The organism is Pontixanthobacter rizhaonensis (assembly GCF_012972675.1).
Classification (GTDB): Bacteria; Pseudomonadota; Alphaproteobacteria; order Sphingomonadales; family Sphingomonadaceae; genus Pontixanthobacter; species Pontixanthobacter rizhaonensis.
In genome coordinates this window covers 57,579-80,686 of record NZ_JABCRE010000004.1, presented here as the reverse complement: position 1 = coordinate 80,686, position 23,108 = coordinate 57,579, and the positions used below count along the sequence as shown (strand labels likewise).

Below are 23,108 nucleotides of genomic sequence, written 5' to 3'. Positions count from 1 at the left end.
GCCAGTCTTAGCGGATTATTTCACCCAGCGCCCGACAAAGAACCCGTCCAGCCCGCCAGCATCGCCCAACATACCCGGATCAGTGCGCAGCCAGCCATCATCGGTCGGCTCCAGCCCGTCAGGCAGTTCGTTGCTGGTGATGGGTGCTTGCTTCAGACCGACACTGTCTGCCTGTGCGATCCCTTCGGCATTTTCGAGTGAGCAGACAGCATAAATCAACGTGGCACCATCGGGCAGCCATCCGCTAGCACGTTCTAGCAGAGCGTTTTGCAGTTCAGCCTGCTCCTCGATCTGCCGATCCCCTATGCGGTGAACAACGTCGGGGTGGCGGCGTGCTGTGCCCGTCGCTGTGCAAGGCGCGTCCAGCAGGATCGCGTCGAATTGTTTGGCAGGCTGCCATGACAGCGCATTGGCCTTGATAATTTCCGCCTGAAGGCCTGTACGGTCCAAGTTCTGGCGCACCTTGCCCAACCTGCGCTCACTTATATCCAAAGCCGTGACTTGCCACCCGGCAGCAGCCAGTTGCAGCGTCTTACCGCCCGGCGCGGCGCATAGGTCCAACACACGTTTTGGCCCGGAATCGGAGGCCCCTGCACCCAACAGCCGAGCGGGCAAAGATGCAGCCAAATCCTGCACCCACCAATCACCATCTTTGAAACCGGGCAATTGATCCACCGGTGTACCGCGCGGCAAACGGATATGTCCGGGTGCAAGGCTGACCCCGCCCATCATTTCGGCCATTGCCTCCGTTTGCGACCAATCCTTCAGTGCCAGATCGAGTGGCGGCGGTGTCACGAGGCCAGCCGCGATAGCATCAGCGCGATCGCCCCAACGATCCGCCACGTCCTCTGGCAGCGTTGGTGCATCGGGCAAGGCCAAACCCTCCCGCTTGGTCAGGGTCGAAAATACACCATGCGCCAAACGCCGTGGTCCGCCGGTTAGCAGAGGCAAGGCGGTTGCAATGACCGCATGGGGCGGTGTGTCCAAGCGCAACCACTGCGCCAGCATCAACCGCAAAACAGACCGGGTTTTGGCATCATGCGGCAAGGGCTTTTGCATAGCGCTGTCGATCATCGTGTCGATATCGGTCAGCCAGCGCAAGGCCTCCCCCGCTATCGCTCGCGATAGTGCCTGATCGGCTGCCCCGCGAATATGGCGGTTGGCATTACGCTCCACCTGCTCAAGCGTTTCACCGCGGTGGAGCACCGCATCGATCATTTTGAGCGCAGCGCGGCGGGACGGCAGTCCGGGAACGTCACTCATGAGGAGAAATATCTGTCATATCACCGCGCCCATACAGCGCCTTGAAACCAATCGCCACCCGGCGCATTGAGAAACCATGACACAGCGCGCGACCAAACGACCCGATGGCTTCAAGAAACCGGCTCACTGGACCAATGATCCAGCGCCCCAGCCCAAAGCCGTGGACCCTCTTAAAGACGAACCCCGCGATCTATCCCCCACCCGCTATGGCGACTGGGAGAAAGACGGGATTGCCATCGATTTTTAGATCAGAGTGATTTGAAGGTGACGTTCAGGCCATCTTTGGGCTGCGGGATTGGCCACGGCTTCCATTCCGGATCATACCCTTCCGCAATCTCGATCTGGTAGCGGGTGAGAACCTGCGCCATCAGAATTTTGATCTGCATATAGGCGAAGTGCAGGCCAAGGCACATATGCGCGCCACCGCCAAACGGGACCCACGCATATTTATGGCGGGCCTTCACCTTGTCCGGGGTAAACCGCATCGGATCAAACTTGGTCGGTTCCGGCCAATGTTCTTCCATCATATGGACACCGGCAATACTGATACCAACCGGAGTGCCCGCAGGGATACGGTGCCCTCCAAATTCAAACTCTTTCAGCGCCCGGCGCGGCATGGATGGGACCGGCGGTATCAATCGCAACGCTTCCTTAAATGCCATTTCGGTGAGATCCAGCTTACCCAGATCATCATAAGACAGATCGCGCGGGTTACCATCTGCATCATGGCCGCCGGTTACTGCCAGAATTTCTTGCCGCAGCTTGTCCTGCCATTCGGGATTTTTCGCTAGCAACCAGATCAGTGACGTTGCCGATGATGTGATCGTGTCATGCGCGGCCATCATCAGGAAGTTCATGTGATCGACAACCTCGTCAACCGGAAGCAGCTCGCCATCTTCGCGGGTTGCGGTTGCGAATTGGCTAAACATATCCTGCCCGCCGCCTTCTTTGCGCCGGCGCAGTGTTTCTTTGGTGAAATAATCCACCAGGAATTCGCGGCCCTTCACGCCCTTGCGCATCAACGTAAACGGCAATGGCTTCCGGATGGGGGCAACCGATGCCTGCACCATATAGACAAACGCTTCGTTGATTTTATCCGATTCCGGGCCCCATGGCAGGCCGATAAAACTGTCCGCAGCCAAGTCGAGAGTGAGCTTTTTGATCGCCGGATAGAATTTCATCGGCGTATCCGCCCACGTGGCAACCTGCTGTGAAATACCGCGATTAAGCGCATCCGAATAATGCCGCATCGGGCCGGGTTTGAACGCTATCGACAAGGCTTTTCGGTCCGCCCGGTGATGGGCAAAATCCATCAGCATCAACCCGCGCGGGAACAGCTTGTCGAGCACCGCCCCCCAGCCTTGCTCCGATGAAAATATCTTATTGCGGTCAAACAGCATCAACTCGTTGGCGTCGGCGCCAAACAAAGCCACTTGGCGCGTACCAAAGGCGCGGTTGCGATAGACATTGCCGTATTTTGCAATCATCGCATATCCAAATTTGGCGGGATCAGCGAGCATCTTGAACGTGTTACCGACGATCGGCAGGCCGTCATCGCCCGGAATATGATCAAGCGCGTCAGCGGGAAGGCGTTCAGCCCAATGCTTGGGGGCAAACTGATCGGTATCAGGTGCGGAGCCCGGTTGGGAATCGGGCGTCTGTGCAAGTGTAGCCATGGTTTCCTCTCTTACTGACAGGAGTGTAAGTAATTCGCTCTAACCTGTCCAGCCTGACAATTCCCGCCTGATAATATGCTCCAGCATATCCATTCCGGGGGCGCTGGTGTTGAGGCAAGACAGCACTGCGAAATCCTCTCCGCCGGCATCTTGAAATTGTTCTTTGCCTTGGATCACCAGCTCTTCCAGAGTTTCCAGACAATCAGCGGAAAAACCCGGCGCGGCAATCGCCAGCCGTTTTGTACCCGCCGCAGCCTCTGCTTCCAGCGTATCATCGGTTGCAGGCTCCAGCCATTTGGCCGGGCCGAAGCGGGACTGAAAGCTCGTTTCAATCCGCATCCCGCCTGTGACGAGGGGATGGTCCGCCATTGCTTCGCTGACCAGCCGGGCGGTCTTGCGGCAATGGCAATGATAGGGATCGCCCAGATCATGCGTGCGCTGCGGCATCCCGTGAAAACTGAGCAGCAGCACTTCTGGCGTAAAGTCCAACCCTTCCAATTGGGTGGTTAGATCACTGACCAGCGCGCCAATATAGGCAGGATCGTCATGATAAGGCGGCAATGTGCGCAAGGCTGTCTGCCACCGCATCGCCTTCAGCTTGTCTGCCGCTTTATCGACCACGGTTGCTGTCGTGGCTCCCGAATATTGCGGATAGAGCGGTGCGAGAAGAATACGGTCGCACCCCGCATCCATCAGCTTCTGCAGCTGATCACCAATGGTCGGCTTGCCGTAACGCATCGCCCATTCCACATGAACACCGGCACCCAGCCGTTCCTGCAAACCTTCCGCCTGTGCTTTGGTGATGAAAGCCAAAGGCGATCCATCCTCCGTCCAGACTTGCTGATAGGCATGGGCCGATTTTTTGGGCCGTGTGTTCAGGATAATTCCGCGCAAAATCGGCTGCCAGGCGATGGGAGGGATCTCTACCACCCGCCGGTCAGACAAAAACTCTTTCAAATATGTCTTCACGGCTTTGGGCGTGGGTGCCTCTGGCGTGCCCAGATTGACAACCAGCACCCCCACATTGCCGCTGTGAACAGCGGGGTGATCGCTCGGCAAGGCTTGTGGCTGCCATGTCATGTTCGGTTAAAACCCTTCAGAGAACAGCGGCAGGCGGCGAAAACGCAGCCCGGTCGCAGAAAATAACGCATTTGCTATAGCAGGAGCGCATACTGCGGCTCCTAGTTCCCCGGGATCGAAAGGATCTTGCTCACTATCGATAAAATCCACTGCGATTTCTGGCGAGTTTGCCAATATGGGTAAGTCCAATTGAGCCAATCGCTGATTGGTCGGCAAACCGCCATTGTAAGACGTCGCAGACCCCAGTGCGAGCGATAGGCCGAAGATCAGCCCGCCTTCTATCTGTTGGCGGGCAATGTCCAAATTCACGATCCGGCCAATGTCCACTGCAGCGCTGATTTTAGACACTCGAACGCCGCCTTCATCCCGCTTTGCAGTGGCGATACACGCGATCCGGCCTTCGGCGTCACCGAAGGTCATCTTGTGGCAAGCAAGCCCCTGCCCGCTCTGGTCGCGCCCACCATCCCATTCCGCCAGCCGGGCCGCGCGCTGCAAGCAGGATACCAGACGCACATCCTGCCCCAGCATCTCGATCCGATAGGACAAGGGTTCGCGGCCAAACATAGCTGCGGTTTCATCGATGAAGCTCTCTACAAAAAATGCGGTGTAGCCATGCGCATTGCCCCGCATTCTGGCAGTCGAATGGCTGATTTGCGTCGGCACGTGGTCCACCGCAACATCCGCAATACCGTATGGCGGCATCGCTCCTTCTACGGCCATTGCATCGGCCTTGCCCGACACAGCGTTTCTGGCCGCCCACCGGGTTTTGTTTTCAAACAAGCGCTGGCCGCTTTCCAAGGCTGTCGGCGGCGTCGCAATGCGAAAACTCAATCCTTCGATAAAGCCATTGCCGCCATCGCGAAGTTTTGCCCAGACCAATGCAGCTGCAGGGGTACGCGGGATACCAGCCAATTGCTCTTGCCAGCGTGACCATACCAGTTGGACAGGACGGGGTTGGTCTTTGGAGATTTCCTTCGCAATCAAAGCCACTTCAATTGCATGATCATGCTCCAGCCGCCGGTCAAAACTGCCACCGGCTGGCATTGGATACAGAATGACGTCTTCTATCGACAGTCCAATCGCCTTAGCGGCAGCTTCACGCGCCCGCTCCGGCGCTTGGCTCGCGATCCACAGTTCCAACCGGCCATCAGCATATCGGGCAGTCGCTGTCGCAGTTTCCAGCGGTGCATGAACCGCCGGTGCGATCGAGTATCGCCGCGCAATATCCGGCTCACCCAAGGCATCGTCATTATCGCCCCGCCGCGCGATGCGATATGCCTTTCCGCTGCGCGCCGCCTCTTGCAACAGCTCCGGTACGGAATCGCTATTGGCCAGACCCTGTACGTCAAAACGAGGCTTCATCGCTTCGACCGCTTGGTCCGCGCTCCACCAGTCGGTTGCGACAGCAGCCAGCCAGCGCTTGCCTTCAACAACGCCAACAACCCGGTCATTGCCAGCAACGGCGCTGCTATCGAATTCGACCAATTCCGCCTTTTCAAGCGGTCCATGTTTGATTGCGGCATAGACCATGTCAGGCAACCGGACATCGCCTGCAAACAGATGCGTGCCATCTACTTTCGATGGCAAATCCAAGCGCGGATAATCAGTCGGCGCGTCAGCCTGTCCGGGTATCGGTGTTTCATAAGCGTATTCTGGTTTCAGTGGCGGCGGACTGGGCGCTTCCCGCGCTGCGGCACCTTCTACCAATTCTGCGAAACGGGCTTCTTTACCGTCATGCGTGATAAAGCCCGATCGTGCTTGGCATTCTTCTATCGGAACGCCCCATCGTTCTGCCGCCTCTGCCGTCAGCACGGCACGCGCCGAGGCTGCGGCCAACCGGCACGGGCGCTCATAAGCGGCCAAGGCTGTGCCATCTGCTGTTGCGGAAAATCGTGACAGCTGGGCATAGCGGGTTGCCAGAATATCGGTGCTGTCATCAATCGAACCAGACAATGCTGGTGCCCATAGCGCCGACCATTTTGCGGCCAGTGGAACATTGGCATAGGCGCCGCTTGGCGGGGCCGGCTCAACCGCGACTTGCCGCCAATCTGCGCCCAGCTCTACCGCCACGATCTGCGGTAGAAGAGTGCTAACGCCCTGCCCCATTTCCAGCTGCGGTACTGCGACTGTTACCACCCCGTCTGTGGCAATTTTCAGCCATGCATCAAACGCATATTCGCCGTTTCCTGCCTCCAGCGGAGTGGGAAAACTGCGCGGCCGCAAGGTCCACGCCACCAGCAAGCCACCGCCAACGGCTGCGCCCACTAGCACTCCGCGGCGGCTGATATGCATCCTCAGTTTGCCCCTGCCGGTACTGGATTATCCAGCCACGCAGCCAACTTGCCCGCGATCGCATGGAATGCTTCGGCATCCGGGCTATCGCTGCCAGCCAGCGGTTCACCGGCATCGCTCGATGTTCGGATATCGATTGCCAGCGGGATGCGGCCAAGGAATGGAATATCTGTGGCGTCAGATGCTGCCTCCACGCCGCCGGTACCAAATGGGTTGCTCACCTCACCGCAACTCGGGCAGGCGTAGCCCGACATATTCTCAACTAAGCCAATGATCGGCACTTTACCCGAATCGAACAGGTTGGCCGCCCGCTGTGCATCAATCAAAGCCAAGTCCTGAGGCGTTGATACAATCACCGCTCCGGCAGGTTTGAATTTTGACAACATGGTAAGCTGGACATCGCCCGTGCCCGGCGGCAAATCAATCAACAGTAACTCTACGTCACCCCAATGCGCATCTACCAATTGCGCCATCGCATTACCGGCCATCGGCCCGCGCCATGCCAACGCTTGGCCCGGTTCAACCAAGTGGCCCATCGACAGAACAGAAATACCGTGACGGCTGGGAACAGGGACCAGCTTCTCGTCACGTGCTTCAGGCTTTGCGCCTTTGTTATCGAAAATTGTCGGCTGGGATGGTCCGTAAACATCGGCATCAACGACGCCGACTTTCTTACCCATCCGCTTCAATGCGACCGCCAGATTGGCTGTAAGCGTTGATTTGCCCACGCCGCCTTTACCAGACCCGACCGCAATGATTGTTGGCGCGGCGGGCTTATCGGCCATCATGGCAACGCGCACTTCGGTAACGCCATCTGCCTCACCGATAATTTCTTTCACCGCGGATTCAATCCCGCTGCGGCGATCTGGTTCAAATCCAGAGGCATCGAGGACCAGCGTCACACGGCCTTCTTTGACCACGATATTGCGCACACGTTCTGCAATAGAATCGGGCAAGCGGGCTTTGAGTGATTGTTCGTCCATCGCGCGGTTTCCTAAGAGCTGCCGCGCCAAACCGCAACGGGCGCGGGCCGCAGAATACCCAATGTCGGCCCCCTGTCAGACCAACAGCACAGAAAATCGTACAAACCCCTCTGTTTTTCCCGCGCCGCGCACCTATAACGTAGGTATGAGCAATTTTGGTGATTTCGCAAAGAATGTCGGGCTGGCTATGGCTGGCAAAAGCCCTTGGGGCGGAAATGGTGACGGAAGCTCGGATGGAGCCGGCAGCGGAGAAGGCGGCGGTAAATCCGGCGGCCCGCGCAACCCGTGGCTTCCCGGTGGTTCCGGCGGCGGAGATGAACCGCGCCGCAGTGCCAACATTGAAGACATCTTCAAAAAACGCGGCCCGGAAGGCCCCCGAAAGGGTGGAGGCGGCCCCGGTGGTCCAAACTTCCAGATACCGCAGCGCCCGGGCGGCAAAAGCTGGTTCCCGCTGATCGCGATCATCATTGTCGTAGTGGCCGTGCTGCTCAGCAGTTTCCATTTGGTTGGTCCGAAAGAGCGGGCCGTGGTGAAAACCCTGGGCAGTTACAGCCGGACGCTGGAACCGGGTTTGAAATTCTCATTCCCCTATCCGATCGAGACGGTCGATATTGAAGACGTACAGGGTGTTCGCGCTGTTCGTATTCCAACCTCTGGCGAAAATGCAAAGCTGATCCTGACCGGCGATCAAAACTTGGTCGATCTCAGCTACATTGTCCGTTGGAACATCAAGGATTTGGAAGCTTTCAAGTTTCGTCTTGTCGAACCGATCGAGACTGTGAACGAGGTTGCAGAGGCCGCCATGCGTGCTTCGGTCGCTGAAAAAACTCTCGATGATACTTTCTCCGGTCAAGGCCGTGCAGAAATCGAGCAGGATGTCCGCGAAAGGATGCAAGCGACACTCGATACATATCAAGCCGGCATCGCGGTAATCGGTGTTGAAATTGATAAGGCCGACCCGCCATCAGAAGTTGTCGACGCCTTCCGTGACGTGTCTGTTGCAGAACAAAACGCTGACGGCGCAAGGAACACCGCACGCGGTTACGCACAGCAGGTTCTCGCGACAGCAGAGGGTGAGGCCGAAGCGTTTAACAAGGTCTATGAACAGTACCGGCTGGCGCCAGAAGTCACCCGCCAGCGGCTCTATTACGAGACAATGGAGCGTGTTTTGAGCCAGACTGACAAAACAATCGTCGAGGGCGGCAACGTAACACCGTACCTGCCACTGCCGGAACTGAGGAAGCGTGCCGCAACACCCCCCGCACCTGCACCGGCTCCAGCAGAACCAAATGCGGAGGGACAGTAAGATGGAAAACCTTTGGAATAACTATCGCGGCCCGTTCATCGCATTTGGCATAGTTTTGGTGGCCTTATTCTCCAGCGCTTATATCGTGCCGGAAGAAGAGCAAGTGGTGGTCATCCGGACGGGTGAACCCGTGCGAACAGTCAACACGCCAGGCGGCGAGAGTGCTGCAGGCCTGTACTTCAAGGTGCCCTTCATCGAAACAGCCCGCCGCGTTGAAAAGCGGGTGCTCGACTTGGAAATGACTGACGAGGAAGTCTTGTCCAACGACCAGCAACGATTGCTGGTAAATGCCTATGCCCGCTTCCGGATCGTCAATCCCGTGCGGATGGTCGAACGTGCCGGTGATACTGGCGGCGTGCGGGTCGCGCTTGAGCCAATCTTGAACTCCGTGCTGCGGCAGGAACTTGGCCGCCGGACATTCCAAGCGATGTTGACCGCAGAACGCGGATCGGCCTTGGCCAATGTCCGGGCCAATCTGGACCGTCAGGCCGCCCAATATGGCGCAGAAGTCATCGATGTGCAGATTAAACGCACCGACTTGCCCGATGGTGCGCCGCTGACATCCGCATTTGCCCGAATGGAAACCGACCGTGCGCGGGAAGCGCGTACTATCCGTGCGCAAGGGCAGCGTGACGCCGTGATCATTCGCGCTGAAGCCGATGCCGAAGCCGCAAAAACCTATGCCGATGCATTTGGCAAGGATCCCGGCTTTTATGATTTCTACCGTGCCATGCAGAGCTATGACACCACATTTGCCAAGCGCGAAGGTGGCCCTGAAAACGGGCTCGTGCTGTCTACCGAGAATGAATATCTCAGGCAGTTCAGAGGACAGCGTTAGTCGTTTGTCGATTGCAACAATTGGCCAGCAACGCCGTTCAAACAGCGTTCAGCCAATTTACCGTTGGTAGGTGTGGTGGGATACAGCGCCGATTGAGCGCCTAGAGATGAAGAGGAATAAAAGGACGTGAAGCCTGTGCGATATGCTTATGGATTAACTTCCGCGCTGCTGATTGGCGGCGCAGCTGTAACAATGGTTGGCGGTTTCCCCGCTGGCGCGCAAACTGCTGTTAACGAAGGCATCGAGATGCAGCGCGCCGTGCCGCGCGCCGGTGCGCCGGAGAGTTTTGCTGATCTGACAGCTCAGCTGCAACCCGCTGTGGTCAACATTTCTACCCGCCAACGGATCGAAGTGTCGCGCGGTAATTCGATTGCCGATCTGTTTGGTCTGCGCCGTCCGGGCCAAGGCCAAAACACTCCGCAAACACGGGAAGCCCAATCGCTGGGTTCCGGGTTTATCATTTCGGCTGATGGTTTTGTTGTGACCAACAATCACGTCGTCAGCCCAAATGGCCGCGGCACGGTCGAAGAAATCACCGTTACTATGCCTGATGGCAAGGAATATGATGCGGAACTGGTTGGCGCTGATGCAGCATCCGATCTTGCGGTTCTGAAAATCAATCGCAGCGAAGCCTTCCCGTTCGTGAAATTCGGCGATTCCGATCAAGCCCGTGTCGGTGACTGGGTCATTGCCATCGGCAACCCGTTTGGCCTTGGCGGAACAGTAACGTCCGGCATCGTTTCGGCGGTATCGCGGAATACAGGTTCCGGGGCTTATGATCGCTATATTCAAACAGATGCCAGTATTAACCGGGGTAACTCGGGCGGGCCTATGTTTGATATGCAGGGCAATGTGATCGGCATTAACAACGCCATCTTCTCGCCATCAGGCGGCAGCGTGGGCATCGGCTTTGCCATTCCAGCAGAAGTTGCCAAACCTATCGTCGCTCAATTGCGCGAAGGCCAGGATATCGAACGCGGCTTCTTGGGCGTCAGCATCCAGCCTGTAGACGAAGATCTGGCGGATTCGCTTGGCCTTGAAAAGAATGTTGGCGAATTTGTTCAAGCCGTATCTCCAGACGCTGCAGCCGACAAAGCCGGCATACGCGCTGGCGATATTGTGGTGGAAGTGAACAACAAGAAGGTCACGTCTGAACAAACATTGTCGTTCCTAGTGGCCAATATTGCGCCTGGTACGGAAATCCCGATTGCGCTTTACCGTGAAGGTAAGCGCCGCACGGTTACCGCCACAATCGGCAAACGTCCGAGCGAAGAAGAAATGCGCCAGCAGCAAATGTTTGCTGATCCGGAAGACGAAGAGACAGTTCCAGATTCGGCCGATAGTGGCCAGCTGGAAGAAACACTTGGTTTGCAAGTGGTTCCGCTGACACCGGCGATTAACCGCCAGTTGGGCTCTCCGGCAGACACTAGCGGTCTTGCCATCGCCCGGGTCGATCCGAATTCCGACGCCGCCCGCAAAGGTTTGCGCCGCCGGGATGTTATCCTCAGCGCGAACTATAAGTCGGTTGATAGCATCGCCAGTCTGGAAGCCATCGTAGACGAAGCCAAAACCGCAAATCGTGATGCTGTTCTGCTGCGGGTGCAGCGCCGCGGCCAACCGGCCCGCTACATCGCGATCCGGTTGCGGTAAGCGCCAGGCACACCCGCTATATCAAAAGGCCCCCTGCCGGATAACGACAGGGGGCCTTTTTGTGTTCGAGAGACTAGATCAGCGCATTTTATGAACCGTTGACCTTCATATTCCAACGCTTCTTGCAGACCCAGTCGAATGAAGAATTGGTGGAACCTACGGCATTATACTCAACGTCACCCGTCGCCCGGTACGTGTAGTATTTGTAATTGCTGTTACCGCGAATTCCAAATGCCCCGCAATCGGGCGTACCGTCGTCCTGATCGTGACAAACTTTGGCATATATCCGCTGATCGCACACATTACTGTACGTGACCGTGATTTTGCCGTTTTCCCAATTATGATCTGTTTGCTGCAGACACTTGGTTCGGTTGGATGTTTTGGCATCCCAGCACCCGTCATCATCAACCGATGTACGATAACTTGCGGAAGCAGACGATGACGCGATCAACAGCGCCGCCAAAGCAGTAAAGCGAATAGACATAAATTCCCCTCATCATAAGAATGAAATCAATATCCAATCGGTACTTCATTGCAGCGGTGTCGCTGTGATTTGGGTCACAATCACCAATTCTTATCCTGGATCTTCACTGTCAGGCGATGCTTCTGCAGCCGGATTTGGCGGCGTGGGCGGCGGAGCAGACCTATTGCGCTCTCCCGTCGCGCGTTCAAGAAAATCGTCGCTCGCGGCCGGCGGTCCATCCCCACCCGGCGTCTGCCGAGCAGGCGCTGCGCCAGGCCTACCTTGCTCACCATCAATGGGGAAAGCTGGATCGCGCGGTCCGTCCGGCCCGCCCGGCTCAATCAAATTGCCTTGTTCGTCGATGTAATAATAGTCTTCCGGATCACCGAAATAAAATTCCTCATCAGGCTCCAACTGCCATTCGGGCAGTTTCAGTTCTGTGTTGAATTTTTCGATCGGGCGATCCTTCACCGCATAACGCATATAGGCCGCAAAGGCGCGCGCCGGTGCCCGGCCGCCTTGTAATCCGGCAACTCGCTTTGCGTCATCCCGGCCCATCCAAACGCCCGTAGTTATACCGCTTGAAAAGCCGATGAACCAACCGTCTTTGTTCGATGAAGTGGTACCTGTTTTCCCCGCCACAGGCCTACCGATCTGGGCTGCCTTGCCGGTGCCGGTATTAACTGCCGTTTGCATCAGATCAGTCATACCAGCGGCAACATATTCCGGCACCAAACGCGACCCGCGCGCAGATTTATGCTGATACAGCGTCTCTCCGCTGGCTGTCGTGACTTTGACAATGCCATAAGGTTCAACCGAGCGCCCCCCGGCGGAAACCCCGGCGAACGCCCGTGTCATATCAATCACCCGCGTTTCGGAACTGCCCAGAACCATCGCAGGAAATGTTGAAATAGGTGTAGAGATGCCGAACCGCCGGGCCATGCTGGCGACTGTTCCAAAGCCCACTTCATTACCAAGCTGCGCCGCGACGGTGTTTTTGGAATAGGCAAACGCAGTGCGGACATTGATCTCGCCTGAAAATTTACCGTTTGAATTCTTCGGGCTCCAACCATCAATCGTCACCGGTGCGTCGACCACGCGATCTTCCGGTGTATATCCAGCTTCCAGTGCAGCAAGATACACGAACAATTTCCAAGCAGAGCCAGGCTGCCGCATGGCATCGGACGCGCGATTGTAATTCGTCTCGACATAATCCGTACCACCCACCATCGCCAGAATCGCGCCATCACGGTCAAGGCTGACCAGTGCGCCTTGCGCGCCATCAGGGGTATTGGATTTGATCGAAGCGGAGGCGGCCCGCTGCATACCGACATCCAGCGTGGTCCACACTTCAATCGGTTCAAATGTCTCGGGCAGCAGTAAATCCAGCTGCGGCAATGCCCAGTCGGTGAAGTACCGAACGGAGTTCTGGCCGCGTTCTTCCTTCAGTTTTACCGCCGATAAATCGACCGTAACATCCGGAGATATCCGTTCCTGCTCTTTCATCAACCGTAAGACGACTTGCGCCCGGTCAACCGCCGCTTGCACATCGGCCGTGGGTGAATAGCGCGACGGTGCCTTTACCAAGCCCGCAATAATCGCCGCCTCTGCGGTGCTGAGTTCAGTGGCGGGATGGCTGAAGAACTTCCGGCTTGCGCTGTCGATGCCATAAGCCCCGCCGCCGAAATACACTTTGTTCAAATAGAGCTCGAGAATTTGCTCTTTGGAAAATTTAGACTCCAAAGCCATAGCAAGAACTGCCTCGCGCAATTTCCGGTCGAGCGTACGATTGGAATTTAGAAAGACATTGCGGGCAAGCTGCTGAGTAATTGTTGATGTACCGGCAATCCGGCCATTGCCAGTGGCTGCAACATAGACTGCCCGTGCCAAGCCGATCGGATCGACCCCGAAGTGGCTCTTATACCGCCGGTCTTCGACCGCGATCATCGCCTCTTTCATAACATCCGGGATTTCGCCGCTATCGAGCCATTCGCCAAAACTGGGGCCCAGCTCAACTATTTCACTACCGTCTCTGGCGCGTACAATAATCGTCTGTGCTGTTTGTGTCGCTTTCAGCTCTTGATACGTCGGTAAAGAGCTCGCCGCGAACACAACCGCCAATCCGACAAACACAACAGCCAGGACACCGGCAAGAACACCGCCAATGATCAGGCGGCGAAACCACAACCGCCAACCGCTGAGCGGCTGTTTTGCCGGTTTGCGGTTGGCCTGAGCCCTCCTTCTGCTGCCGCGCTTCGCCATTGAATTAGAAACCCCACCATTCACACATCAATCGATGTTTTATGCATGCAGCACTTGTAACGCGGCGTGAACAGGAAACCAGCCCGATCGCTAGATGAAGTTCACGGTAGTTAAGAATTTTTGGAAAAGTCCAGAGACGCGCTGTTGATACAATAGCGCAAACCACCGGCATCCGGCGGACCATCGGGGAACACATGGCCCAAATGGCTATCGCAGTTTGAACATGTCACTTCCGTGCGAACCATACCGAAACTCTCGTCCCGATGCTCGCTCACCGCATCCCCGTCGGACGGGGCAGTGAATGCGGGCCAGCCGCATCCGCTATTATACTTCGCATCACTTTCGAACAGTTTTGCACCGCACGCACCGCAAAAATATTCACCATCCTCGAAATGCGTGTCATACTCGCCAGTGAAGGCCCGCTCGGTGCCCTTCTCGCGCAGAATATGGAAACGCTCGGGCGACAATGCTTCGCGCCATTCGCTGTCAGTGCGGCTTTTCGGATCAGACATATTCGAACTCCTTTACACGCAATATGGGGAGTATCTCGCTTGCCTCAAGCAGCGGCCTACCCGTCTACATCTGCGTAGTGGCTTGGCGGTTGGATTACTTCCATACGTTCGCTCAACAAAGGGCGGAAGCTGGGGCGGCTTTTGAAGATGGAATACCATCCCCGCGTCTGTTCGTGACCGGTCCAATCAATGCCGCCCAGATAGTCCGCCACGCTAATCTGAGCCGCAGCGGCCAAATCGGCGAGGCTCATCCGCGAGCCGGCCAGCCACGGCCTATTATCAATCAGATAGTCAATGTAATCGAGATGCCCATGCGCCATCTTCATCGCGTCTCGCAAACGCCGCGAGTCCGGTGGTTGGCGGGTAATGAGCCGTTTCATCATCCGCTCTTGCAGCAATGGCCCGGTGACATCGCTAAAGAAATTTTCGTCGAACAATGCGACCAATCGGCGGATTTCCGCCCGCCCCTTGACCGTACCGTTGATCATCGGTGCCTGCTCGACCGTCTCTTCAAAATACTCACAAATGGCGCGGCTATCGCACAAAGTGATCTTCTTTTCGGGATCGTGAAGAACCGGGGTTCTGCCCGCTGGATTTAAGCTGGCAAATTCATCCGTATCTTCCCACGGATTCTCACGCCACAATTCATAGCCAACGCCCTTCTCGCTCAGAAGAAGACGAACTTTCCGGCTGAACGGACAAAGAGGGAATTGATAGAGGCGCCACATGGTGATCCTATTGCCTCAAGCTGGGTGCCGCGTCCACATAGGACATCGTGTTCATTGCCGGATTATATTCCCGATGCACTCAACAGCAGCAGGCAGGATGGCATAATTTGATCCACTTGGTCATTATCCCACAAATCCTGCGCTTCGCGTTGCATGATGGAAGCGATTGCCGCGCGGTCCAGCCCGGTTTGATCCATCAACCGGGCAGAGCTGCGAACGAAGAATTCCTTACCGCGTTCATCAAGCGCCGGATATGCCAGCGCTTCGGGATTGCCACGCTTTTGCCCGTCCGCGACCATCGCAAAGGCCGCAGCACAGCGCAGCGTGGTCTTTTGTTCCAGCGACAAAGCGGGCTGATCTGCCTCCTGCGCCGTTGTACCGGCAGGCATTATCGTCAGGCCGATAGACCCGAGAACAGCTGTCGCAGCTATGAGAATCATCTTTCGCATTTCCGGATCATAGAACCAGCAAGATGAATATTCACCCGGCGATCACCCCCACGCCCCAAAAAAGTCTGCTGGAAATGCTCGCAAAACCCTAAGCTCACACCCATTGTAAGGAGAGACAATTTTGTAAAGGCAGGCCCATAATGACCGATTACCCCTCACTTCATCTTCTGATCGGCGGCGAGAAATTAGCGGGCGCTGGGCGTAATACGCAAGACGTGCTTAACCCTGCGACGGGCGAAGCCATCGGGACATTACCGCTGGCGACCCCTGCTGATTTGGACACAGCGCTGGATAATGCGGCCATGGGGTTTGCAGCCTGGCGTGCCGCAGCGCCTGAAAAACGGGCTTCAGTACTAACCGGGGCAGCACAATTATTGCGTGAACGCGCCGGGACGATCGCCGAAATTATGACCCGTGAACAAGGCAAGCCGCTGGCAGAAGCCAAAGGCGAAACGATTTACGGCGCGATGTTGCTGGAATTCTATGCCGGAGAGTGCAAGCGCATCTATGGCCGAACTATGCCCCGCCCGGCCGGTAAGCGCGCCGAAGTGCGGTATGAGCCTGTCGGGCCAATCGCCGCTTTCGCTCCGTGGAATTTCCCGGTCATTAACATCGCACGCAAAGTCGGCGGACCGATTGCCGCAGGCTGCTCTGTCATCGTCAAGCCGTCGGAAGAAACACCGGCATCCGCGCTGGCGACTGTTCAGTGCTTGCTCGATGCTGGCCTCCCTCCGGAAGTCTGCCAAGTGGTATTTGGCGTTCCCGATGAAGTCAGCCGTCATTTGATGGCCTCCCCCATCATACGCAAAATCAGCTTCACCGGCTCGACCGCCGTGGGCAAGCATCTAGCGGCCTTGGCGGCAGAAGATCTGAAACGCACCACTATGGAACTGGGCGGCCACGGGCCGGTATTGATCTTTGGCGACGCAGATATCGATCGCGCGCTTGATACGATGGCACCCAATGCCTTTCGCAATGCCGGTCAAGTGTGCGTCAGCCCGACACGCTTTATTGTTGAGGAACCTGTCTTCGACAAATTCCGCGACGGTTTCATCGAACGCGTGAAAGCGTTGAAAGTGGGCAATGGCCTGGAAGACGGTGTACAAATGGGGCCGATGGCCAATAGCCGCGGACCGGATCAGATCGAACGCATGGTTAGCGATGCGGTAGAGCATGGCGCGCATCTCGATACGGGCGGGGAACGGATTGGCAATCAAGGGTATTTCTATGCTCCGACTGTCTTGTCGCAGGTTCCCGACAATGCGGAAATCATGAATGAAGAACCCTTCGGTCCTGTCGCTATTATCAACCGCTATGCCGGTGAGGAAGAAATGCTCGCAGAAGCGAACCGCTTGCCATACGGTCTGGCAGCCTATGCCTGGTCGAACGACCCCGTCCGGCAAGAACGGCTGACCCAGCAGATTGAAGCCGGCATGATTGCGATCAATGCGGGCGGTGTCAGCGCGGTCGATATGCCCTTTGGCGGGGTAAAATGGTCAGGCCATGGGCATGAAGATGGCCATGAGGGCGTGATGGCTTGCATGGTCGCAAAATCGGTTCACGTCGGTTGACGGAATCATCTGCAGTCTCGAAAAGCAACTGAACGCTTGTCACCGAACCCCGTAAATAAAGGCCTCGTATGAAAACTAGAGCTGCCGTCGCTTTTGAAGCCAAGAAACCGCTTGAGATTGTCGAGCTTGATCTGGAAGGTCCAAAAGACGGCGAAGTGCTGGTCGAGATTATGGCAACGGGGATTTGCCATACCGATGCCTACACACTGGATGGCTTGGATTCGGAAGGATTGTTCCCGTCCGTACTGGGTCATGAGGGCGCTGGGATTGTCCGGGCGGTTGGTCCGGGCGTCACCTCTGTGACGCAGGACGATCACGTGATCCCTCTTTACACACCGGAATGCCGCCAGTGTAAGATGTGCCTGAGCGGGAAGACCAACCTGTGCTCCGCCATTCGCGAAACGCAGGGCAAAGGATTGATGCCGGACGGCACCAGCCGCTTTTCCTATAAGGGGGAAACGATCTACCATTATATGGGTTGCTCGACCTTCTCCAACTTTACCGTTCTGCCTGAGATAGCAGTGGCGAAAATCCGTGAAGATGCCCCGTTTAAGACCAGTTGTTATGTCGGTTGCGGGGTCACCACCGGCGTGGGCGCAGTGATCAATACGGCTGACGTAAAGCCGGGCGATAATATCGTAGTCTTCGGATTGGGCGGGATTGGCCTCAATGTTCTGCAGGGGGCAAAAATGGCCGGAGCCAACCGGATCGTGGGTGTCGATATCAATCCCGACCGAGAGGAATGGGGCCGCAAATTCGGGATGACCGATTTTGTGAACCCGCGCAATGTCGGCGATGTGGTCGAAACGCTGGTGAATATGCTCGATGGCGGGGCGGATTATACGTTCGATTGTACCGGTAATACCGAAGTTATGCGGCAAGCATTGGAAAGCTGCCACAAAGGCTGGGGCACCAGCATCATCATTGGCGTGGCAGAGGCCGGCAAAACCATCGAAACCCGCCCTTTCCAGCTTGTCACCGGCCGTAATTGGCGCGGTACGGCCTTTGGCGGCGCAAAAGGTCGCACCGATGTGCCCAAGATTGTCGATTGGTACATGAACGGCAAAATCCAGATCGACCCGATGATCACGCACACTCTAACCTTGGAAGAGATCAATAAGGGCTTCGACCTGATGCACGCCGGTGAAAGTATCCGTAGCGTGGTGGTATATTGATGGTTCAAACGACCCCTTCTAAAGTTGATCTGGCAGAAAAGTTTGGCCAGTTTTGCGACCATTGGGCACCGCGCATCGTGGCGCGCTATAACGACAATGAAGTGCGCCTCGCCAAGGCTGAGGGTGACTTTCAATGGCACAGCCACACTGACAGTGATGAACTGTTTCTGGTTGTTTCCGGCACACTGACAATGGAATTTCGTGGCCACACCGAGGTGCTGGAGCAAGGCCAGATGATTGTCGTCCCACGCGGAACCGAACACCGCCCCCGTGCGCTGAACGGAGAAGTGCAGATGGTGATCATCGACCCGAAAGATACTGCCAATACCGGCGACCCCGCAACCGCCACCAAGGCGATTGATCTATAATAGTAAGGAGAGAAGAATGCTGAACCACATAATGATCGGCTCAAGCGACATTGAAAAATCGAAGAGCTTTTACAACGCCGTTCTAGGCGTATTGGGCGCAGGCGAGCCCATGGCTCATGTCAATGACACAGGCCAAACCCGTCTGTTTTACCAACATGACGGATCAACCTTCTCTGTCAGCGAGCCTATCAATGGCAAGCCAGTGACCCCTTCCAACGGCAGCACTATTGGTTTTGCATGCAATTCACCGGATCAAATTCAGGAATTGCACGATGTCGCGGTCGCCAATGGCGGGACCAGCATTGAAGACCCTCCTGGCCTTCGCGAAGGCAGCATGGGGCCGATGTATCTGTGCTATTTCACCGATCCCGATGGTCACAAACTGTGCGGCATTCACCGTCCGGCCTAAGCCGAAATTCTAAGGAGAGAATTGTATGTTCAGCCATGTAATGGTCGGTGCCGATGATATCGATGCTGCAAAGAAATTTTATGATGCATGTTTTGTCGCTCTTGGCGGGCGCGAAGGCATGGTCGATCCTAAAGGCCGGGTGATGTACATCAAAGATGGCAGCATTTTCATCATCACCAAACCAATTGACGGCCAGCCAGCGACTCACGCCAATGGCGGGACAATCGGCTTTGCAGTCGACAGTCCTGAAATGGCCGAGGCATGGCACGCTGCGGGCGTCGCCAATGGCGGTACCGCAATCGAAGACCCACCGGGCATTCGTGAAGGCGGCGGCATGCAAATGCATCTTGCCTATCTGCGCGATCCAGCGGGCAACAAAGTCTGCACGATGATGCGAGTCGAATAACCGCAGCAGGTTACCTATAGCGGTTCGGTCCCAGCCGGGTGCAAAACTCGAATGAGATCGAACCGCATATTCATCTTCGATGTACACGGCATCTTCGCAGGCTCACACTGCGCCATTCGCCAAGTGATATTTGATGAATGCGGCTGATACTAGCCGCTGCGCCCTAGAATGAGCATAAAACAGGGCTTCATGTTTGGTGCGGTCGAGAAGACTCGAACTTCCACGGCCTTTCGGCCACAACGACCTCAACGTTGCGCGTCTACCAGTTCCGCCACGACCGCACTCAGTCAGCTAGGGAAGAAAACCGCCCCGCTTGGTAGGAGCGCGCCACTAGCAAAGGGTTTGCCCCTTCGCAAGCGCCGTCTGCAGGAAGTTTCACTGACTTTGAATTGATTGTGCAACCATCCAATCAGGAAGCCGGTACTCAGCTTGGTTTCCAGCCGATCTCGGCAAATTTCGCTGATTTGGGCACATCGGTTGCCACCTCGTTGATGGTCGTGCTTTCGCCGGGGGCGAGGCTGGCCTTTGGCGGCACAACTACCCAGCTATACACCACCCTATCGCGTTGATCGCGCATCAAAATCAGTATGGAAGGCACGCTCAGCTCGGCCCGACCGACATTGGTAATGGTGCCGCTTGCACTAAAAAATTCCGATCCGTCGGGCAATGTCCGACGGTCTTGCTGGTCTGCTGGAAAGTCTAGCACCAAATCCGGTTGCGCAACCGCGAAAGTCGGGCGGCTGACTGGAACCCATTCAGGCAAACCGTAATAGCTCACTGCACCAACCGTGATCATCGCAATTAAAGCAAACACCACACCCGCTGCTGTCCATATTTTGAGCGGATTGCGGCGCGGCCGGAAGGGCGGCTCGTAATCAAATTGCGACGCATCATCGTCAAACGGAATGTTGGGCTCACCTTCATCCTCCACCGCAACGACTGTAGGAGCGGCAGGTGGGGCAGGCGGCGCAGTTGGCGGGGCTGCCGGGGCAACAGATTCTGCATCCTTCGCCTGTTCAGGCTTGGGCATCGTCCTTGCAGATGTGAAATCATCAGACTGCGGAGGAACATGCGTGTTACTGAAACCGGGCTTAGGAGCAGGTTCAGGTTTTGACGGCGCGGCGTCTGGTTCCTCTGGCGCAGGCTCGACAGACGTTGGCGTAAAGTCCTTCAAGTTTCGAGCCGGGCCGTCTTGATGCCAGCTATGACGGCATTTTGCACAACGCACAGTTCGACCTTCAGCGCTAATGGCGTTATCAGGCACCACATAACGGGTCGAACAGGCGGGACATGAAATGATCATTGCAGCAATGCTCTTAGGACTGTGTGCAAATCGCAACAAGGCTTGTCCGACTGTATGAAGGTCACAGCACACCTTTTTTCCACATCGAAGGACGGCTATAGGCCGCATATCATGCTCATCTCGATCACTTTATCAGACCAAGACAGGTGTTCTTTATGACGACTGACCAAAATGAGGGCGTTACGTTCGATAATGTCGGCTTGCGGTATGGTACGGACCGCGAGGTGCTGAGCGATGTGTCCTTTACACTTTTTCCAGGAAGCTTTTACTTTCTGACTGGTGCCAGCGGTGCCGGAAAAACCTCCCTGCTCAAATTGCTTTATCTAGCTCAGCGCCCCTCTCGCGGTGCGATCAGGATGTTTGGCACCGATGTTATCACCTTGCCCCGCGATCGTTTGCCAGCCTACCGGCGCAGACTGGGCGTGGTATTTCAGGACTTTCGCTTGGTCCCGCACCTGTCTGCATTTGACAATATCGCATTGCCGCTCCGCGTATCCGGCGTGCGCGAGGCAGATTTGCACAAACCGGTAACAGATATGCTGGAATGGGTTGGGCTCTCCCACCGGGCAGAGGCCCATCCTGCGACACTGTCTGGTGGGGAGCAACAGCGGGTTGCCATTGCCCGCGCGGTGATTGGCCGACCCGATATGCTGGTGGCAGATGAACCAACCGGCAACGTTGATCCCGACATGGCGTTGAAATTGCTTCGCTTGTTTGAGGCTCTCAATCGTTTGGGCACAACGGTGGTGGTCGCGACACACGATGTACATTTGCTCAAGAAAGTCCCGGCGTCGCTGATTATGCGGCTAGATAAGGGCCGGCTGTCTGACCCGACAGGCGCCCTCCGCTATCCGCCGCGCCGCTCAGCTATGCAGCCCGGCAATGGTTCTTTGGAGCCTGACACATGAAGAAGCCGCCAACTCTCGGCAGCAAGACGGTTCGCGGGCTTAATCCGTTCGGCGGTGAACAGGCCGCCCAATTGGTGCCCCATACACGGCTAGCTGGGCCAGTGCCGTGGGTCATTGCGATTATGGTTGCGTTGACGGTCATTGCCGCCGCTGGCGGATTGGCCATGAGCAATGTCGCCTCAAACGCCCGGGCAGAATTGGCAGGCGGCGCTACTGTACAAATTATCGAGGCATCAGCTAGCGAGCGCAATCGGCAAGCAGCCATTGCGGAACAATTGCTGGCCGAACACCCGACGGTTGCGTCTGTCCAGCGTGTGTCTGACGAAGAGCTCAATACATTGCTGGAGCCATGGTTGGGTGTCGGGGCCAATAATAATGAAGCAGTGCCCGTACCGGCTCTGATTGATGTCAGGCTACGAGAAGACATTACCGAAGGGAATTTGAACACGCTGCGCGGATTATTGGCCAGTGCAGCTCCGGCCGCGCGGATCGATGCACAATCAAGCTGGCTTGGCCCGATTTTTTCTGCCCTGTCATCGCTGCAATGGCTGGCCGCTGCGCTGGTCATCTTGCTGGGCCTAACCAGTGCAGCGGCTGTGTGGTTGGCTGCCCGCACGGCCCTTGGTACTAATCATGATACGATCGAAGTCGTGCATTTGCTCGGCGGTACAGACCCGCAGATCGCCCGTATTTTTGAACGCTCTGTCGGTTTCGATGCCATCCTTGGCGGGGCGGTTGGACTGGCCTTGGGATTGGTGGCGATCTTGGTCTTGGGCGGTCAATTTGAACAGCTCGGCTCCGGCATGATTGCGGGCGGCGGGCTTGGATGGGTGGACTGGCTGCTCATCGCGCTGATACCGCTGGCCGGTGTGGCGGTGGCGGTTTTAACGGCCCGCCTGACCGTGATGGGCGCCCTTCGGCGGATGCTATGATGCGGCGTGTTCTGGCAACCCTTGCGATAATTTGGTTTATCGGCTTCGCGTGGTTCACCACTACCCTACCCGGCCCGTATGAGGGCGGCGTAAGTGAGGCAGTGATCGTACCAACCGGAGCCGCCGGGCGCATTGAACATGGGCTGGAAGTGCTGGCGAAAGATGAAGCCAAAGAAATGCTGGTGACGGGCGTTGACCGTGAAGTGAAGCCCGGTGAATTTGCCGCGCAGTTCAACGTCCCGATGGAAACAATGGAATGCTGCGTTACCCTTGGCTTTGACGCGGTTGATACCAGAGGCAACGCAACAGAAACCGCCGAATGGATCAAGAAACGGGGCGTCACAAAATTGCGGCTCGTAACCACAGATTGGCATATGCGCAGGGCACGCAATGAGCTGGAAAAACAGATTCCGGACAATGTAGAGATTATTGGCGATGCAGTTCAGTCTGAGCCCTCATTGCGGATCCTTTTTCTAGAATATCACAAATACATGGCGAGCCGTGTCGCCACCATGTGGCGGGGTTAGCTTGGTC

The 23,108-nt window shown here is 56.5% G+C and carries 23 protein-coding genes and 1 tRNA gene; 12 read left to right on the top strand and 12 right to left on the bottom strand.

The genetic code is table 11. The features are described 5' to 3' along the window. Nucleotides 1-15 precede the first annotated feature (15 nt). Nucleotides 16-1,263, bottom strand: a complete 1,248-nt coding sequence (locus HKD42_RS13165) for an RsmB/NOP family class I SAM-dependent RNA methyltransferase (protein WP_170014253.1) — start codon at nucleotides 1,261-1,263, stop codon at nucleotides 16-18. Between the two features lie 76 nt (nucleotides 1,264-1,339). On the opposite strand from HKD42_RS13165, the gene HKD42_RS13160 reads away from it, so the two are divergent. Continuing rightward, nucleotides 1,340-1,510 (top strand): DUF1674 domain-containing protein, encoded by a 171-nt coding sequence (locus tag HKD42_RS13160; RefSeq protein ID WP_170014251.1) that lies wholly within the window; start codon nucleotides 1,340-1,342, stop codon nucleotides 1,508-1,510. Nucleotide 1,511: 1 nt separating this feature from the next. Here HKD42_RS13160 and HKD42_RS13155 read toward each other — a convergent pair whose 3' ends face one another. From HKD42_RS13155 to HKD42_RS13140, 4 genes are read right to left on the bottom strand one after another with little or no spacing between them, the layout of a single operon-like run. Continuing rightward, on the bottom strand, nucleotides 1,512-2,939 hold the full coding sequence (locus HKD42_RS13155) for a cytochrome P450 (protein ID WP_170014249.1): 1,428 nt from the start codon (nucleotides 2,937-2,939) through the stop codon (nucleotides 1,512-1,514). Nucleotides 2,940-2,978: 39 nt separating this feature from the next. After that, complete coding sequence (gene hemH, locus HKD42_RS13150; protein WP_170014247.1) at nucleotides 2,979-4,019, bottom strand: ferrochelatase; 1,041 nt, start codon at nucleotides 4,017-4,019, stop codon at nucleotides 2,979-2,981. 6 nt (nucleotides 4,020-4,025) lie between these two features. Then, entirely contained in the window at nucleotides 4,026-6,311 is a 2,286-nt protein-coding gene (locus HKD42_RS13145) for a molybdopterin cofactor-binding domain-containing protein (RefSeq protein ID WP_170014245.1), read from the bottom strand. Nucleotides 6,312-6,313: 2 nt separating this feature from the next. Next, nucleotides 6,314-7,294: an Mrp/NBP35 family ATP-binding protein gene (locus tag HKD42_RS13140; RefSeq protein WP_170014243.1), complete on the bottom strand. Its 981-nt coding sequence runs from the start codon at nucleotides 7,292-7,294 to the stop codon at nucleotides 6,314-6,316. Between the two features lie 145 nt (nucleotides 7,295-7,439). Here HKD42_RS13140 and hflK point away from each other — a divergent pair, with 145 nt between their 5' ends. From hflK to HKD42_RS13125, 3 genes are all read left to right on the top strand, one after another. After that, the gene (hflK, locus tag HKD42_RS13135) at nucleotides 7,440-8,600 is read left to right on the top strand and encodes a protease modulator HflK (RefSeq protein WP_246237130.1); all 1,161 of its coding nucleotides are present in this window, start codon (nucleotides 7,440-7,442) and stop codon (nucleotides 8,598-8,600) included. A gap of 1 nt (nucleotide 8,601) precedes the next feature. Next, the gene (hflC, locus tag HKD42_RS13130; protein ID WP_170014241.1) at nucleotides 8,602-9,438 is read left to right on the top strand and encodes a protease modulator HflC; all 837 of its coding nucleotides are present in this window, start codon (nucleotides 8,602-8,604) and stop codon (nucleotides 9,436-9,438) included. A gap of 135 nt (nucleotides 9,439-9,573) precedes the next feature. Then, entirely contained in the window at nucleotides 9,574-11,088 is a 1,515-nt protein-coding gene (locus HKD42_RS13125) for a Do family serine endopeptidase (RefSeq protein ID WP_343042412.1), read from the top strand. A gap of 88 nt (nucleotides 11,089-11,176) precedes the next feature. On the opposite strand, the gene HKD42_RS13120 is transcribed toward HKD42_RS13125, so the two are convergent. The 5 genes from HKD42_RS13120 to HKD42_RS13100 all read right to left on the bottom strand — a co-directional run bounded on the left by HKD42_RS13120 (nucleotide 11,177) and on the right by HKD42_RS13100 (nucleotide 15,502). Then, nucleotides 11,177-11,572: a hypothetical protein gene (locus tag HKD42_RS13120; RefSeq protein ID WP_170014239.1), complete on the bottom strand. Its 396-nt coding sequence runs from the start codon at nucleotides 11,570-11,572 to the stop codon at nucleotides 11,177-11,179. Between the two features lie 90 nt (nucleotides 11,573-11,662). After that, nucleotides 11,663-13,813: a transglycosylase domain-containing protein gene (locus HKD42_RS13115; RefSeq protein WP_170014237.1), complete on the bottom strand. Its 2,151-nt coding sequence runs from the start codon at nucleotides 13,811-13,813 to the stop codon at nucleotides 11,663-11,665. Between the two features lie 110 nt (nucleotides 13,814-13,923). Then, entirely contained in the window at nucleotides 13,924-14,325 is a 402-nt protein-coding gene (gene msrB / locus HKD42_RS13110; RefSeq protein WP_170014235.1) for a peptide-methionine (R)-S-oxide reductase MsrB, read from the bottom strand. Between the two features lie 56 nt (nucleotides 14,326-14,381). After that, complete coding sequence (locus HKD42_RS13105; protein WP_170014233.1) at nucleotides 14,382-15,053, bottom strand: glutathione S-transferase family protein; 672 nt, start codon at nucleotides 15,051-15,053, stop codon at nucleotides 14,382-14,384. 62 nt (nucleotides 15,054-15,115) lie between these two features. Further along, nucleotides 15,116-15,502: a hypothetical protein gene (locus HKD42_RS13100; RefSeq protein ID WP_246237128.1), complete on the bottom strand. Its 387-nt coding sequence runs from the start codon at nucleotides 15,500-15,502 to the stop codon at nucleotides 15,116-15,118. Nucleotides 15,503-15,642: 140 nt separating this feature from the next. Between HKD42_RS13100 and HKD42_RS13095 the strand changes: the two genes are divergently transcribed. From HKD42_RS13095 to HKD42_RS13075, 5 genes are all read left to right on the top strand, one after another. Next, nucleotides 15,643-17,073: an NAD-dependent succinate-semialdehyde dehydrogenase gene (locus HKD42_RS13095; protein ID WP_170014231.1), complete on the top strand. Its 1,431-nt coding sequence runs from the start codon at nucleotides 15,643-15,645 to the stop codon at nucleotides 17,071-17,073. 68 nt (nucleotides 17,074-17,141) lie between these two features. Beyond that, complete coding sequence (locus tag HKD42_RS13090; protein ID WP_170014229.1) at nucleotides 17,142-18,248, top strand: S-(hydroxymethyl)glutathione dehydrogenase/class III alcohol dehydrogenase; 1,107 nt, start codon at nucleotides 17,142-17,144, stop codon at nucleotides 18,246-18,248. Further along, nucleotides 18,248-18,616, top strand: coding sequence for a cupin domain-containing protein (locus tag HKD42_RS13085; protein WP_170014227.1), 369 nt, complete (start codon nucleotides 18,248-18,250; stop codon nucleotides 18,614-18,616). The genes HKD42_RS13090 and HKD42_RS13085 overlap by 1 nt, the downstream gene beginning before the upstream one ends. A gap of 16 nt (nucleotides 18,617-18,632) precedes the next feature. After that, nucleotides 18,633-19,025, top strand: coding sequence for a VOC family protein (locus HKD42_RS13080; protein ID WP_170014225.1), 393 nt, complete (start codon nucleotides 18,633-18,635; stop codon nucleotides 19,023-19,025). Between the two features lie 25 nt (nucleotides 19,026-19,050). Further along, nucleotides 19,051-19,431 (top strand): VOC family protein, encoded by a 381-nt coding sequence (locus tag HKD42_RS13075; RefSeq protein WP_170014223.1) that lies wholly within the window; start codon nucleotides 19,051-19,053, stop codon nucleotides 19,429-19,431. A 194-nt stretch (nucleotides 19,432-19,625) separates the two neighbouring features. Here the strand turns inward: HKD42_RS13075 and HKD42_RS13070 are convergent. Both HKD42_RS13070 and HKD42_RS13065 read right to left on the bottom strand, forming a co-directional pair. Beyond that, nucleotides 19,626-19,712 (bottom strand) — tRNA-Leu (locus HKD42_RS13070). 143 nt (nucleotides 19,713-19,855) lie between these two features. Beyond that, nucleotides 19,856-20,734, bottom strand: a complete 879-nt coding sequence (locus HKD42_RS13065; protein WP_170014221.1) for a zinc-ribbon domain-containing protein — start codon at nucleotides 20,732-20,734, stop codon at nucleotides 19,856-19,858. 155 nt (nucleotides 20,735-20,889) lie between these two features. Here HKD42_RS13065 and ftsE point away from each other — a divergent pair, with 155 nt between their 5' ends. The 3 genes from ftsE to HKD42_RS13050 are packed head-to-tail and all read left to right on the top strand — an operon-like array spanning nucleotide 20,890 to nucleotide 23,101. Then, on the top strand, nucleotides 20,890-21,642 hold the full coding sequence (ftsE, locus tag HKD42_RS13060; protein WP_170014219.1) for a cell division ATP-binding protein FtsE: 753 nt from the start codon (nucleotides 20,890-20,892) through the stop codon (nucleotides 21,640-21,642). Next, a complete protein-coding gene (locus HKD42_RS13055) occupies nucleotides 21,639-22,574 on the top strand; it encodes a cell division protein FtsX (protein WP_170014217.1) in 936 nt (311 codons plus the stop codon). Before ftsE ends, HKD42_RS13055 begins: the two co-directional genes overlap by 4 nt. Beyond that, the gene (locus HKD42_RS13050) at nucleotides 22,571-23,101 is read left to right on the top strand and encodes a YdcF family protein (RefSeq protein WP_170014215.1); all 531 of its coding nucleotides are present in this window, start codon (nucleotides 22,571-22,573) and stop codon (nucleotides 23,099-23,101) included. Before HKD42_RS13055 ends, HKD42_RS13050 begins: the two co-directional genes overlap by 4 nt. Nucleotides 23,102-23,108: the final 7 nt, after the last annotated feature.

Excerpts from the sequence above, each read along its gene's own strand:
- HKD42_RS13155 (WP_170014249.1), bottom strand. The coding sequence starts at position 2,939 with ATGGCTACACTTGCACAGACGCCCGATTCCCAACCGGGCTCCGCACCT.
- HKD42_RS13140 (WP_170014243.1), bottom strand. The coding sequence starts at position 7,294 with ATGGACGAACAATCACTCAAAGCCCGCTTGCCCGATTCTATTGCAGAA.
- HKD42_RS13115 (WP_170014237.1), bottom strand. The coding sequence starts at position 13,813 with ATGGCGAAGCGCGGCAGCAGAAGGAGGGCTCAGGCCAACCGCAAACCG.
- ftsE (WP_170014219.1), top strand. The coding sequence starts at position 20,890 with ATGACGACTGACCAAAATGAGGGCGTTACGTTCGATAATGTCGGCTTG.
- hemH (WP_170014247.1), bottom strand. The coding sequence starts at position 4,019 with ATGACATGGCAGCCACAAGCCTTGCCGAGCGATCACCCCGCTGTTCAC.
- HKD42_RS13055 (WP_170014217.1), top strand. The coding sequence starts at position 21,639 with ATGAAGAAGCCGCCAACTCTCGGCAGCAAGACGGTTCGCGGGCTTAAT.
- hflK (WP_246237130.1), top strand. The coding sequence starts at position 7,440 with ATGAGCAATTTTGGTGATTTCGCAAAGAATGTCGGGCTGGCTATGGCT.
- HKD42_RS13090 (WP_170014229.1), top strand. The coding sequence starts at position 17,142 with ATGAAAACTAGAGCTGCCGTCGCTTTTGAAGCCAAGAAACCGCTTGAG.
- HKD42_RS13145 (WP_170014245.1), bottom strand. The coding sequence starts at position 6,311 with ATGCATATCAGCCGCCGCGGAGTGCTAGTGGGCGCAGCCGTTGGCGGT.
- msrB (WP_170014235.1), bottom strand. The coding sequence starts at position 14,325 with ATGTCTGATCCGAAAAGCCGCACTGACAGCGAATGGCGCGAAGCATTG.
- HKD42_RS13160 (WP_170014251.1), top strand. The coding sequence starts at position 1,340 with ATGACACAGCGCGCGACCAAACGACCCGATGGCTTCAAGAAACCGGCT.
- HKD42_RS13120 (WP_170014239.1), bottom strand. The coding sequence starts at position 11,572 with ATGTCTATTCGCTTTACTGCTTTGGCGGCGCTGTTGATCGCGTCATCG.
- HKD42_RS13065 (WP_170014221.1), bottom strand. The coding sequence starts at position 20,734 with ATGATCATTTCATGTCCCGCCTGTTCGACCCGTTATGTGGTGCCTGAT.
- HKD42_RS13080 (WP_170014225.1), top strand. The coding sequence starts at position 18,633 with ATGCTGAACCACATAATGATCGGCTCAAGCGACATTGAAAAATCGAAG.
- hflC (WP_170014241.1), top strand. The coding sequence starts at position 8,602 with ATGGAAAACCTTTGGAATAACTATCGCGGCCCGTTCATCGCATTTGGC.
- HKD42_RS13095 (WP_170014231.1), top strand. The coding sequence starts at position 15,643 with ATGACCGATTACCCCTCACTTCATCTTCTGATCGGCGGCGAGAAATTA.
- HKD42_RS13165 (WP_170014253.1), bottom strand. The coding sequence starts at position 1,263 with ATGAGTGACGTTCCCGGACTGCCGTCCCGCCGCGCTGCGCTCAAAATG.
- HKD42_RS13100 (WP_246237128.1), bottom strand. The coding sequence starts at position 15,502 with ATGCGAAAGATGATTCTCATAGCTGCGACAGCTGTTCTCGGGTCTATC.
- HKD42_RS13075 (WP_170014223.1), top strand. The coding sequence starts at position 19,051 with ATGTTCAGCCATGTAATGGTCGGTGCCGATGATATCGATGCTGCAAAG.
- HKD42_RS13050 (WP_170014215.1), top strand. The coding sequence starts at position 22,571 with ATGATGCGGCGTGTTCTGGCAACCCTTGCGATAATTTGGTTTATCGGC.
- HKD42_RS13105 (WP_170014233.1), bottom strand. The coding sequence starts at position 15,053 with ATGTGGCGCCTCTATCAATTCCCTCTTTGTCCGTTCAGCCGGAAAGTT.
- HKD42_RS13085 (WP_170014227.1), top strand. The coding sequence starts at position 18,248 with ATGGTTCAAACGACCCCTTCTAAAGTTGATCTGGCAGAAAAGTTTGGC.